The sequence below is a fragment of the Bradyrhizobium sp. 2S1 genome (assembly GCF_011516625.5).
Classification (GTDB): domain Bacteria; phylum Pseudomonadota; class Alphaproteobacteria; order Rhizobiales; family Xanthobacteraceae; genus Bradyrhizobium; species Bradyrhizobium septentrionale.
The window spans coordinates 2829555-2842302 of record NZ_CP147717.1 but is presented as its reverse complement, the minus strand read 5'-3'; the positions used below and the strand labels follow the sequence as shown (position 1 = coordinate 2842302).

Below are 12748 nucleotides of genomic sequence, written 5' to 3'. Positions count from 1 at the left end.
AGCGCGGCGCAATCGCCCGCGCTGCGTTCGGAGTTACTTCCGCAGATCGCCCGCGTCCGCTTCGCTGGTCTCCAGCGAGACCGGCTCCAGATGATAGCGCTTGGTCAGCGGCATCTGCGCGATGGCGAATATCATGGTCAGCGGCGTGACGCCGAACACCTTGAAATTCACCCAGAAATCGGTGGTCTGCGTCCGCCAGACGATCTCGTTGAGGATTGCCATGCCCGCGAAGAACAGCGCCCAGCGCATGGTGAGGATGCGCCAGCCCTGCGGCGTCAGATTGAACATCTGGTCGAACATCACGGCGATGAAGGAACGCCCGAACAGCAGCCCGCCACCGAGCACGGCCGCAAACAGGCCGTAGATGATGGTCGGCTTGACCTTGATGAAGGTCTCGTCGTGCAGCACCAGTGTCAGGGTGCCGAACACCAGCACGATCGCGCCGGTCACCAGCGCCATGATCGGCACGTGTTTGGTCACCACATAGGACGCGATCATCGCCGCGACAATCGCCACCATGAACGCGCCGGTTGCGACGAACAGATGGTACTTGGCGTTCGCGACAAAGAACACGAGCAGCGGCCCGAGTTCGGTCGCGAGCTTGAACAGCGGATGTGGTTGGGTCTTGTCCATCAATTCAGTCCATTGAACTCGTGTCTTGGCCATCCTTCGAGACGGCGCTCCGCGCCTCCTCAGGATGACGACCTTTCGTATCCCACCGTCATCCCCGCACAACGGCTTTGCCGTTGTTGCTGGAGGAGCGCGCACTTGCGCGCGTCTCGAAGGATGAATTACTCGATTCCAGCAATTGCCTTGGCAAAATCCTTCGCCGTGAAGGGGGCAAGATCCTCGACGCCTTCGCCGACGCCGATGAAATGCACCGGCAGCTTGTGCTTCTCCGACAGCGCGACAAGGATGCCGCCGCGCGCGGTGCCGTCGAGCTTGGTCATCACGAGGCCGGTGACGCCTGCCGTACGATGAAACGCCTCGACCTGCGACAGCGCATTTTGTCCCACCGTGGCGTCGAGCACGAGCAACACGGCGTGCGGCGCCGACGCATCGACCTTCTTGATGACGCGCACGACCTTTTCGAGCTCGTTCATCAGCTCGGACTTGTTCTGCAGCCGGCCGGCGGTGTCGATCAGCAGCACGTCGCGCTGCTGCTCTTTCGCCGCAGTCAGAGCGCTGAAGGCGAGGCTTGCCGAATCCGAGCCCTGGGCGCCGGCGATGACCGGCGACTTGGTGCGCTCGCCCCAGACCTTGAGCTGCTCGATCGCCGCGGCGCGGAACGTGTCGCCGGCCGCGAGCATGACCTTGCGGCCCTCGGCGGAAAATTTCGCGGCGAGCTTGCCGATCGTCGTGGTCTTGCCGGAGCCGTTGACGCCGACGACCAGGACGACGAATGGCTTCTTCCCGGCATCGATCTCGAGCGGCCTGGCCACCGGTGCCAGCACCTTCTCGACCTCGGTCGCGACAACCGCCTTGACCTCATCGGCCGAGATCGCCTTGTCGTAGCGGCCCTTGCCGACCGCCTCCGCGATCCGCACCGAGACCTCGGTGCCGAGATCGGCGCGCAGCAGCACATCCTCGATGTCATCGAGCATGGCGCGATCGAGCTTGCGCTTGGTGACGAGATCGGCGACCGCCGTCCCCAGCGCACCGGAGGTGCGCTTCAGGCCGCCTTTCAGGCGCTGCCACCAGCTCTGTTTTGGAGTTCCCGCAGTGGTATCGTTCATGGCGCGGACGTGTTAGCCGTTTCGGCCCATAAACGAAAGTCTCGACGAATTGATTGATGTTCCCCAATTGACCGCGGAAGAAATCCTGGGCCGCGTGCTCCACCGCGACGGACTGATGCTGGTGATCGACAAGCCGGCGGGCCTGCCGGTGCATCGCGGCCCCAAGGGCGGGGCCAATCTGGAGGCCTCGTTCGACGCGCTGCGGTTCGGCCTGCCGCGGCCGCCGGTGCTGGCACATCGGCTGGACAAGGACACCTCCGGCTGCCTCGTGCTGGGACGCCACCGCAAGGCGACCGCCTCGCTCGGGCTGTTGTTCAAGCACGGCAAGATCGCGAAGACCTACTGGACCGTGGTCGAGGGCGGGCCCGCCGAGGACGAAGGCACCATCGACATGCCGCTCGGCCGGCTCAACGCCGAGCGCGGCTGGTGGCAGAAGCCGGATCCGGACGGGCAGAAGGCGATCACCAACTGGAAGGTGCTGGGACGCGGTCAGGGCCTCGCCTGGCTCGCGATGGAGCCGGTCACCGGCCGCACCCATCAACTGCGGGTGCATTCAGCGGCGATGGGCTGGCCGATCGTCGGCGACAACATCTACGGCAACGGCCCGCGCTTCGGCGAGCCGATCCTGCACCTGCACTCCCGCGAAATCGGCATCCCGATCTCGCGCAACAAGGAGCCGGTGCATGTCGTCGCGCCCGCGCCGGACCACATGCACGAGCGGCTCAAGAGCTGCGGCTGGAACGGGCAGTGACCTCCGTGATTTTACGGACAAGTATCCTTTACGGAACATTCAGGCCCATCCGGTAGTCCTGCAGGCGGCTTAGAAAAAGCGCGCCACCACGGCTCAGGACGAGCAATGCTGAATGCTGGGCAAGGGATTGTCGACGAGGTCGAGGCCGCGATACGCGCCGGCTCCGCCGAAAAATGCATCGAAACGGCAAAGCGCGTCACCGGCCTTTTCCTCGCATCCGCCGGCAGCTTCAACAGCGAACAGGTCGAGCTGTTCGACAATGTGCTCGAGCGTCTGGTGAAGACCATCGAATTGCGGGCGCTTGCCGACATCAGCGCCCGGATGGCGCTCACCGACATCAGCGAGCAGCTCGCACCGGTCACCCAGGCACCGCCCGCGATCATTCGCCGTCTCGCGAGCAATGACGAGATCAGGATCGCCCGGCCGATACTGCAGGAATCGTCGCGTCTCAACACGGAAGATCTGGTCGAGATCGCGAAGACCAAGAGCGAGCTGCATCTGCTCGCGGTCGCCGGCCGCTGGTGGCTGAAGGAAGTCGTCACCGACGCGCTGTTGGCCCGTCGCTTCGCGAGCGTCAGTCACCGCCTGGTCAGCAATCCCGGCGCCAAGGTGTCGGCGGACGGGTTCGCAATCATTCTCGCGCAGGCCGAGCACGACCCGGTGCTTGCGGTCCAGACCGGTATCCGCGCGGATCTGCCCCCGGAGCTCCGTGTTCAGCTGCTGCACGATGCAACGGAAGAGGTGCGCAGCCGTTTGCTGCAACGCGCGCCCTCGCATCTGTTCGAGGAGATCCGCCACGCGATCGCCGCGGTCGCCGCCGGCGTCGAGCGCGAGATGTCGCGGGCCCGGGACTTCACCGCAGCCAAGCGTCACGTCGCAAGGCTGAAGGATTCCGGCGAGCTCCACGAGGCCGCCCTGCTCGGCTTCGCCAGGCAGCGAATGTATGAAGAAACCATCGCTGCCCTGGCGGAGCTTGCGCAGGCCAGCATCGAGGTGATCCGCCCCCTGATGCAAAGCCTCCGCAGCGAGGGTCTGCTGGTGCCCTGCCGGGCCGCGGGGTTGAGCTGGGAGACGACGGCCGCGGTGATGGAATGCCGCTATTCGACCGGATCGATGGGGCCGGTCGAGCTCGCCAACGCGAAGAGCCAGTTCACGCGAATAACACACGCCAACGCCGACCGCATGCTGCGGTTCTGGCAGGTCCGCGCCTCGCAGCCGCCAAAGCCCGGCGAACGCAGCCGTTGACATTCTCGCGCACAGCGCCGGGACTGATTCAGATTCGACCTGTCAAACAATGTATTCAGTGTCATCACCCGCGCATGCGGGTGATCCAGTATTCCAGAGACGCCCGTTGTTGAGCCGAGAGGCTGCGGCGTACTGGATCGCCCGGTCGAGCCGGGCGATGACAGCGCGGGTGCCACACACACACACACGATCGTCGTCCTGGCGAAAGCCAGGACCCATAGCCACCGCATTTGACGATCAACGGGATCGTCGCTCCCAGCGTCACGCAACAATTATGATTTGGGGTAATGGGTCCTGGCTTTCGCCAGGACGATACCGAATTTGTTGCACGGTCTGTGAGTCATACTTCCGCATTCTCGCGACATGAATCGTCCGAGCTTTGCATCTCTTTCCGCCCTCCTCTCGCAGAGGGCGCAGGGAAAGCCGGGTGCCGATCGCACCCATGGGGCCCCGAGCAAAAGGTAGAGAGCTCGGGGGTAGGGCCACAGGTGTAACCGGAAACAACCCGGCTTTCCCTGCGCGATGGGTTACGGCTTATTTCGTGCTCTCCCCGGCGAGACTGGGCTTGTTTGTCACCGCCTTCGCAAAGCGCTTTCGCGCTTTGCTTGGGGACACCGGCCACTAGGGCGTCAGGACCACACGACTTCACCGTCCGCGTCATGCGCACTCGTCAGTTGCGCAATCGGCGTCCACCGCATCTCGACCCGACACTCGTGACGATCGCGAAGCGCCCCTCAAGCGGGTGAGACGGCGCCATTAGACCGCTGAGTTGAGTCAAACGCGAAGCGGAATTTTGCCCGTCGGGTTAATTTGTCGCAGGCTTTTGACTGCCATTCCGGGCTCGCCGCAGGCGAGAACTACGATGCGCGATTGCGCATCGGAGAATCAATTTCATCACCTACAGTGCACAGGCACGCACGCCTCTGGCTTCTGTTGGCAACTTTGTGGGTCACACTCACCGGCACCTTGCTCGTTTGGTTCACGCTGATCCACGCACCAAGCAGGAGGTACGCCTTCGGAGGAGTGCTGCTGGACAGGAACGTCGCGAGTCCGTACTTGCTTGTGACTGCTGTAACACTCTCTCTCTTGCGCTCTTGCGGCGGGCGCCACTATCGCTCGCCGAAGGCGCTTGCTTCGGCAAACTCCCGCCAATGTCGAGAAACTAGCCGCAAGTCTTTTCAGGAGGTGTGTGGATCGGTCTGAGGCATGCTGTCATTTTGCTGGGAACCGTCGCGATGCGAAGTTCATGCGCGGAAGCTCGCCGGACTCGGCCGTCATCGACGGCTTTTGACCCATCGCGTCATTTCGCGGCGACGCCGCACTACAATCGCTTTCGGACTGAAGCGGATACAGAGCCACGCTCACCAATCCGGATTTAGAGGTACGCGTCCAAGGTCAGTCGACCCCGAACTACCTGCAGCTGCCGACGGCGCACAGCCATATTGCCGCTGTCGAACGGCGGATACGCCATCGCGTCCTGTAACAGTAGCGCGCGAACCCGCCATCTGAAGCGGATTTAACCGATGAGCCCTCTTCATCCGCACTTTGACAGCATCTTCTGGAGTATTGCCTCAACCGGCTGCGGCGAAATCCCAAGTTCGACAAGGCCAGGCATCTCCGGCGACGACACGGTATCGATCTGCATCAGCTCCACCTGATTGCGCGTGAGAATCGGGTCCGGGAGTATTTCGGAAGCCCATGCCAGGGCGTGCCAAACGGCGAGCGGGATCGGGACCAGGATGGGCGCAAGGCCAGCCTGACGCGCGATGATTCCGACCAATTCTTCGTAGGAATAAGCGCGAGGGCCGCCACACTCGAAGATCGTCGGTTGCGTCTCGGCTCGCTGGATGATCCGGACAGTCGCCTCTGCCACATCTTCCACATAGGCCGGCTGCAGTTTCATCGAGCCGCGGCCGAACATCGGATAGATCGGCAGCCGGCGGAGAAGGTTGAGGATGGTCGTAAGAAACGCATCGTCCGGTCCGAACATGACGGCGGGCCGGATGATATGTGCGCCGGCAAACGTAGCCCTGACCACCAGTTCACCTTCGCCGCGCGCTCGGATGTACCGCGATTGAGACGCGGCATCGGCGCCGATGCCTGACAAGTGAACGAGTCTTTTGACTCCGGCCCGGTGCGCTTGGGCCGCTACCCGTTGGGCGGACTCGACATGAACGGAATGAAACGTCTCACGTCCGTGCTCAACGTATAGGCTGACGGTGTTGACAGCGGCGTAAGCGCCGGCAAGCGCATTTGCGACAGACCGTTCGTCGTGAATATCGGCCTGGACGAACAGAAGTTGGGAATCATGCGGGCCAAACTGACTGCGCCCGCGATCTGGATGCCTTGACGCGATCCGGACGGGAAACTCGTGATCGCACAGATGCTGAACGATGCGGCGGCCGAGAAAACCGGTTCCGCCGAATACGGTGACGGTGCGACCGTTCGTTGCCATCCTTTGATCTTTGCTCGAGAGACCGCGCCATAGTCCGAGCCGAAGCTGACGTCAGGGCGATGGCCGTCTGTCGGAACAATACCCTCTCGCAGCGACGGTTGGAATGCAGGCCGCTTCGATCCGCTATTGGACGGAAGCCGGAAGCAAAGGTCGAGCGAAACTGAGTTCGTGGCCGTCGGGGTCAGCCAGGTGGAAGAAACGCTCACCCCATTCGGCATCGCGGGGCACAGTCGCGGGCTGGTAACCCGCCGCGAGCGCGCGTTCGTAAAGTGCGTCAACATCGGTGACGTAGAAGATGACCCGACCCCACCAGGACCAGCGTCGTTCGGCAGGTTGGTCGGTGAGGTTGAGGTAGCTCAGACCGGCTCGAAAGCTAGTGAACGACGACCATTCGCCGCCATGCAGGACCTCAAATCCCAGGGCTCGGTAGAATCGGACAGCTCGTGGCATGTCATGGGTGCCCAGCGTGAGCGCGCTGATCCCCTCGATCATGGCCAAAACTCCCCTGCTCCATCTCCCTACGCCTTTGAAGTCGCGGCGCAGAGATTAACCTCTCATGTGTGTCGAACGGTGAGCAAGTCAACGCCGAGCGCCCCTTTCCTTGCGTCGCCGCTTACGGCGAGCGGTAGATGCCCCAAACTGCTCGAACCGAAAGCGCTGACGCTCTAAACTCTCCATCGCGTCGGCCAAACATCAAGTCCAGGCGCCCACACAACCAATCGATCCCAGCGGCACCCGCGAAAAGGAGCGGAGCATGAAGGGCGATAAAGACGTTATCGAATACCTCAACAAAGCGCTGCGACACGAGCTCACCGCGGTGAACCAGTACTGGCTGCACTACCGCCTGCTCGACAATTGGGGCTACAAGGTGCTGGCCAAGGCGTGGCGCAAGGAATCGATTGAAGAGATGCAACATGCAGACAAGCTCATCGAACGCATCATCTTCCTCGATGGATCTCCCAATATGCAGACGCTGGAATCCCTTCATATTGGGAAGACCGTGAAGGCCGTGCTCCATAGCGACTTGCAAGCCGAATTGTCGGCGCACTCCCTCTACGCTGAAGCTGCGAGCCATTGCCATCAGGTCAAAGACTACGTGACACGGGATCTGTTTGAGCAACTCATGCACGATGAGGAAGAGCATATCGATTCTCTGGAAACCCAGATCGAACTCGTCGCGAGGATCGGCCTCGAGCTATATGCCCAGCGTCATATCGGAGAGCTCGACAAGGACTAAAGTGCCAACGACTGCTTTTGGTCCAAAGCCGGCATGAACTCATGTCGGCTCCACGCCCTCCTTCGAAGGCAAGGCGGACCTGGCGATTCTATGAATACAACACGTTAGATAGCGTCGCCGCACGACCCAACGAGGCGCGCACCGTCATGACCCGTCACGGCGAGCCGTCGCACCGTGCCCGGCACATCATCATTGATCGCGACTGGCAGGAAGTGCTCGGTGCGGCCCTGCCTGTTGCTTTCGATCAGCACCTCGCGCGTCGCGCCGATTTCCGCGGCGAGCCGCCGCTGCAGCGCGGCCTCGCCGGCCGCGCGCAGCCGCTTGGCGCGCTCTTTGATCGCCCCGCCTGCGACCTGCGGCATCCGCGCGGCCGGCGTGCCCGGGCGTTTCGAATAGGGAAACACGTGCAGGAAGGTGAGATCGCATTGCTCGACCAGATCGAGCGAGCGCGCGAACATCTCCTCGGTCTCGGTCGGGAAGCCCGCGATGATGTCGGCGCCGAGCGCGATATCCGGCCGCAGCCGGCGCAGTTGCGCACAGAAATCGATCGCGTCCTGCCGCGAATGCCGGCGTTTCATCCGCTTGAGGATCATGTCGTCGCCCGACTGCAACGACAGATGCAGATGCGGCATCAGCCGCGCGTCGTCGACGATGACATCTAGCAGGTCGCGGTCGGCCTCGATCGAATCGATCGATGAGATGCGCAGCCGCTTCAGCTCGGGCACATGGCGCAGGATCTGCCGGGTCAACTGGCCGAGCTTCGGCGTGCCCGGGAGATCGGCGCCGTAGCTCGTGAGATCGACGCCGGTCAGCACGATCTCGGCATGACCGCGCTCGACCAGCGTCCGGACCTGGTCAACCACCGCCCCCATCGGCACCGAGCGGGAATTGCCGCGGCCATAGGGGATGATGCAGAAGGTGCAGCGATGATCGCAGCCGTTCTGCACCTGTACGAACACCCGCGGCAGGCCGCGCTCGAAACCGTCGAGCAGATGCGGCGCCATCTCCGTCACCGCCATGATGTCGGCGACCGCGACTTTCTCGCTCGCGCCGAGATCGAACGCAGCGCGCGTCGCCTGCCAGGCAGCGCCGCGCATCTTCTCGTCATTGCCGACGACGCGATCGACCTCGGCCATGTCAGCGAACATCGCTGCCTGCGTCTGCGCCGCGCAGCCGGTGACGACGATGCGCGCCGCAGGCCGTTCGCGCTTCAGCTTGCGGATCGACTGGCGCGCCTGCGCCACCGCCTCGTTGGTGACGGCGCAGCTGTTGATGACGATGGTCTCAGTGAGCCCCGCCTGCTCGGCCTCGCGGCGAATCACCTCGGATTCGAATGCGTTGAGGCGGCAGCCAAAGGTGACGACATCGACGCCCATGCCCGATCTCATGATCGATCCCACGCCCGGTCAGGCGACGCTGGCGAACAGCGCCGGATCGAAGCGGCCCTCATATTCGAAATCGGCGGTGCCGGTCATCAACACGTGATCGTCGCGCTCGCGCCACTCGATGCCGAGCTTGCCGCCGGGCAGCGTGATCTCGACGATGCGGTTGGCGCGCTTCAGCCGCGCCGCAGCCACCGCGGTCGCGCAGGCCGCCGAGCCGCAGGCCCTGGTGAGGCCGGCGCCGCGTTCCCAGGTGCGGATCGTGATGTGGTCGCGATCGACGATATGGGCGAGCGTGATGTTGGCGCGCTCCGGGAAGATCGGATGGTTCTCCAGCAGCGGCCCGAAACGCTCGAGGTCGTAGGCATTGACGTCGTCGACCCAGAAGATCGCATGCGGATTGCCCATAGAGACCGCCGAGGGCGAATGCAGCACCGGCTTGTCGATCGGCCCGACCTGCAGCTCGATGTAGCGGGTGTCGCGGAATTCCTCCGCCAGTGGAATGTCCTGCCAGCCGAACTTCGGCGCGCCCATGTCGACGGTGTAGAGATCGGGCGCCGGCCCCTGCCAGCAATTGAGCAGGCCGGCGCGGGTCTGGAACGTCGCCGCGGTCTGGCCGGTCTTCTCGAAGATCCGGCGCACCACGCAGCGCATGCCATTGCCGCAGGCGCCGGCCTCCGAGCCGTCATTGTTGTAGATCGAGATGAATGCTTCGGTGCCGTCGAGCCGCGGCGGCTGCAGCACCATCAGCTGGTCATAGGGAACGCCGGCCGGCGAAGCCACCGCGCGCGCCTCCGCCGCCGAAACCTGTGCCTTGGAATCGCGCAGGTCGACGACGACGATCTCGTTGCCGATGCCGTTCATCTTGGCAAATGCGTGATTGGCGAGCGCGCTCATCGATTTTCCCAAATTCTGCCCGGTTATATGGCGACTGGTGGTCCATTGGCCAGTCGGAATGGCTCCGTGACACATCTGTCATGGGACGAATGCAGAACTTGCGTGTTAGGAATATCGCACCTCGCGGGCCGCGCGCGCCGGGACAGATCGAGCGGCCGTTTGAGGATGGGGATGGAGTATACCGAATGAACCGTATCAGCACGCTCCGCGCGGCCCTGGTCGCGCTGCTGCCCTTGGCCGCGATCGCACTGGCAAGCCCGGCGCCCGCCCAGTCGCCGGCCGCCTCGCCCGCTCCGGCAGCCAGCCCGAGCCCGCCCCCCGCGCCTGCGCCCTCGGCCACGCCCGTCCCGCCTCCGGCCGAGACCAAGTCGCCGGCCGACAGCCCCGCCGCATCGCAGACCCCGGCGCCGCCACCGACCGCCCCGGTGCAGACCGCCGATCCGTTCGGCGAACCGTTCACGCTGGAGCCGAAGAAGGTCGTGATGCTGAAGGGCACCGCCAACTGGGATTCGGCGTTCGACGCGCTGATCGAGGCGTTCAAGCAGCTCACCGCGCTGCTCGACAAGGGCGGCATCAAGGCATCGGGCAATCCGATGATCGTCTACACCTCGACCGACGACACCGGCTTCACCTTCATCGCCGAAATCCCGGTCGATCAGGACGTCAAGAACCTCGGCAAGAACATGAGCATGGGCAATTCGCCCGACGGCAAGGCGCTGAAATTCGTCCATCGCGGGTCCTACGACAACATGGACAACACCTATGAGGCGATCACCAATCACCTCGACGACAAGAAGCTCGAAGCCAAGGACACCTTTATCGAGGAATACATCACCGATCCGCTGAAGACCGCGGAGGACAAGCTGGTGATCAACGTTTACGTGCCATTGAAGTGAGACCCATGCCCCATCGCCTGCCCTTCGCTGCCATCCTCGTCGCGACCACGCTGCTGGCCGCGCCCGCACTCGCCAACGACGACTTTCCGCCGGCGATCTCGGTCACCGGCGAAGCCACCGTCTCGGTGGCGCCGGACCAGGCTGTGATCGACGGCGGCGTGACGACCGATGCGAAGACCGCGCGCGAGGCCGCCGACGCCAACAACATTGCGATGGCGAAAGTGCTCGGCGCGCTGAAGGGCGCGGGCATCGACGAGAAGGACTACCAGACCTCGCGGCTGTCGCTGCAGCCGCAATTCGCCAACCGCACCTCGTCGTCCCCGACTGCACCGCCCAGCATCGTCGGCTACCGCGCCAGCAACCGCGTCACCATCAAGGTGCGCGACGTCGCCAAGGTCGCCGGCGTGGTCGACGTGCTGGTCGGCGCTGGCGCCAACGAGATCGGCGGCATCAACTTCGTGGTGTCGCAGGCCTCGAAAGTGCTCGACGAAGCGCGCGACAAGGCGATCGCCGACGCCCGCCGCAAGGCGGAAATCTACGCCAAGGCCGCCGGCGTCACGCTTGGTGAGCCGATCAGCATCTCCGAGGAGGGCAACGCGCCCGTGCCGATGTACCGCAAGATGGCCGCGCCGATGGCGGCCTCCAGCGCGCCGGTCGCGCAGGGCGAGGAAACCCTCTCGGTGAGCGTCAGCGTGTCCTGGGCGATCAAGGGGAAGTAATAAGTTCCCGTCGTCCCTGCGAAAGCAGGGACCCATAACCACAAATGCGAATTGTGGAGGCAAGCTGGGACCGCAGCATCGCCCAATATTTCGCATTTGTGGTTATGGGTCCCGGGTCGCGCTTCGCTTGCCCGGGACGACGGCGGCTAAATCTCGAACACCTGCCCGGGCTTCAACGTCAAAAACTTCTCGCGCGGCACTTTTGCCGCGTCGAGCGCTTCGCCGAGGGCGGTCGCCGGTGCGTCGATCGCCTCGTCGGTCAATTGGAACGTGCCGTGGTGATGCGCCAGCGCCTGAGCGGCGCCGCAATCGGCCAGCGCCTTCACCGCATCCTCCGGATTCATGTGCTGGTCGCGCATGAACCAGCGCGGTTCATAGGCGCCGATCGGCAGGATCGCTAGCCGCAGCGGACCATGCGCGTCGGCGACGCGGCGGAAATGCCGCCCGTCGCCATAGCCGGAATCGCAGACGATGTAGAGTTTGCCGGCCGGCGTCTCCAGCACGAAGCTCGCCCACAGCGCCTTGTTGCGATCGAACAGGCCGCGCCGACCAGTGCCGCGTCGGCACCAGCGTCGCGGCAAGGCCGCTGCCGAGTTCGACGCGCTGATGCCAGTCGAACGCCTCGGCTTTGATCGCGGCATCCGATGCGCGCATCGTGACGTCGTTGCCGAGCGGTGTGATCACCCGCGGCGCAAACGTTGCCGTGAGCTTCGACAGCGTCGCGACATCGAGATGGTCGTAATGGCCGTGCGACACCAGCACGACGTCGATCTTGGGCAGCTTCTCGAAGGCGATGCCGGGATCGTTGTGCCGCACGGGACCTGCGAAGCTGAACGGTGAGGCGCGCATCGACCACACCGGATGGACCAGGATGTTGAGACCGCCGGCCTGGATCAGCCAGCTCGCATGGCCGACGAAACATAACCGCACCCCACCGCCATCGACGCGCGGCGGCGGCGTATCGGCATAGGGGCTCGGCGCCCATTCCGGCCAGACCGCGCGCTGCCGCCTGCCCCCGAACTGCCAGCGCAGCACCTCACCGAGCGATTTCGGCGGCGAGCCGTCCGGATCGAAGAAGTGCAGGCCGTCGAAATGATCGGAGACGGGGCCGTCATAGGTTTTCATGGTGGACATCCAGATCGAGGGCACGCCGAGCGCGGCAGCGGCTCCGGTCAAGGTTGCGAGAAGGCGGCGGCGGGTGACGATGGGCAAGCGGGTTCCCAAATAGGAGGCGGGCGCGGCTTATATGGGTGGCATCGACGAATTCGGAACTAACCCGACAAAATGATGTGATTTCAGCGCCTTACTGTCGTCCGCGCCGATCGCGGCGAAACTTTCCTTGACTTTGCGCCCCCGGCAGCGTTTAACGCCGCCACTTTCTCGGAAAGATCCGTCTTTTCGACCCGCCGACTGGTCCTGGAGACCAGAGG

General features: G+C 63.8%; 11 protein-coding genes and 1 pseudogene. 5 read left to right on the top strand and 7 right to left on the bottom strand.

Features of this window, described 5'->3' with window-relative positions; translation table 11 throughout:
* Window positions 1-33: 33 nt before the first annotated feature.
* Window positions 34-633, bottom strand: coding sequence for a septation protein A (locus tag HAP54_RS13470; RefSeq protein WP_165127125.1), 600 nt, complete (start codon window positions 631-633; stop codon window positions 34-36).
* Between the two features lie 158 nt (window positions 634-791).
* Window positions 792-1736: a signal recognition particle-docking protein FtsY gene (gene ftsY, locus HAP54_RS13465; RefSeq protein ID WP_166300572.1), complete on the bottom strand. Its 945-nt coding sequence runs from the start codon at window positions 1734-1736 to the stop codon at window positions 792-794.
* 49 nt (window positions 1737-1785) lie between these two features.
* Between ftsY and HAP54_RS13460 the strand changes: the two genes are divergently transcribed.
* Both HAP54_RS13460 and HAP54_RS13455 read left to right on the top strand, forming a co-directional pair.
* Window positions 1786-2487: an RluA family pseudouridine synthase gene (locus HAP54_RS13460; protein WP_166300570.1), complete on the top strand. Its 702-nt coding sequence runs from the start codon at window positions 1786-1788 to the stop codon at window positions 2485-2487.
* 105 nt (window positions 2488-2592) lie between these two features.
* Window positions 2593-3732, top strand: a complete 1140-nt coding sequence (locus HAP54_RS13455) for a DUF2336 domain-containing protein (protein ID WP_166300568.1) — start codon at window positions 2593-2595, stop codon at window positions 3730-3732.
* A 1534-nt stretch (window positions 3733-5266) separates the two neighbouring features.
* Here the strand turns inward: HAP54_RS13455 and HAP54_RS13450 are convergent.
* Window positions 5267-6187: a complex I NDUFA9 subunit family protein gene (locus HAP54_RS13450; RefSeq protein ID WP_166300566.1), complete on the bottom strand. Its 921-nt coding sequence runs from the start codon at window positions 6185-6187 to the stop codon at window positions 5267-5269.
* A 123-nt stretch (window positions 6188-6310) separates the two neighbouring features.
* Window positions 6311-6679 (bottom strand): VOC family protein, encoded by a 369-nt coding sequence (locus HAP54_RS13445; protein WP_166300565.1) that lies wholly within the window; start codon window positions 6677-6679, stop codon window positions 6311-6313.
* Between the two features lie 262 nt (window positions 6680-6941).
* On the opposite strand from HAP54_RS13445, the gene bfr reads away from it, so the two are divergent.
* Complete coding sequence (gene bfr, locus HAP54_RS13440) at window positions 6942-7424, top strand: bacterioferritin (RefSeq protein ID WP_166300563.1); 483 nt, start codon at window positions 6942-6944, stop codon at window positions 7422-7424.
* A 104-nt stretch (window positions 7425-7528) separates the two neighbouring features.
* Here the strand turns inward: bfr and mtaB are convergent, their stop codons facing one another.
* Window positions 7529-8800, bottom strand: a complete 1272-nt coding sequence (mtaB, locus tag HAP54_RS13435; protein WP_166307827.1) for a tRNA (N(6)-L-threonylcarbamoyladenosine(37)-C(2))-methylthiotransferase MtaB — start codon at window positions 8798-8800, stop codon at window positions 7529-7531.
* Window positions 8801-8830: 30 nt separating this feature from the next.
* Window positions 8831-9703 carry a diaminopimelate epimerase gene (dapF, locus tag HAP54_RS13430; protein ID WP_166300561.1) on the bottom strand — a complete coding sequence of 291 codons (873 nt, stop codon included), beginning with the start codon at window positions 9701-9703 and terminating at the stop codon, window positions 8831-8833.
* 185 nt (window positions 9704-9888) lie between these two features.
* Here dapF and HAP54_RS13425 point away from each other — a divergent pair, with 185 nt between their 5' ends.
* Window positions 9889-10599 (top strand): GyrI-like domain-containing protein, encoded by a 711-nt coding sequence (locus HAP54_RS13425; RefSeq protein ID WP_166300560.1) that lies wholly within the window; start codon window positions 9889-9891, stop codon window positions 10597-10599.
* Window positions 10600-10604: 5 nt separating this feature from the next.
* Window positions 10605-11318, top strand: coding sequence for an SIMPL domain-containing protein (locus HAP54_RS13420; protein ID WP_166300558.1), 714 nt, complete (start codon window positions 10605-10607; stop codon window positions 11316-11318).
* A gap of 146 nt (window positions 11319-11464) precedes the next feature.
* Here HAP54_RS13420 and HAP54_RS13415 read toward each other — a convergent pair.
* Window positions 11465-12530 (bottom strand): annotated as a pseudogene (locus tag HAP54_RS13415) (MBL fold metallo-hydrolase).
* Window positions 12531-12748: the final 218 nt, after the last annotated feature.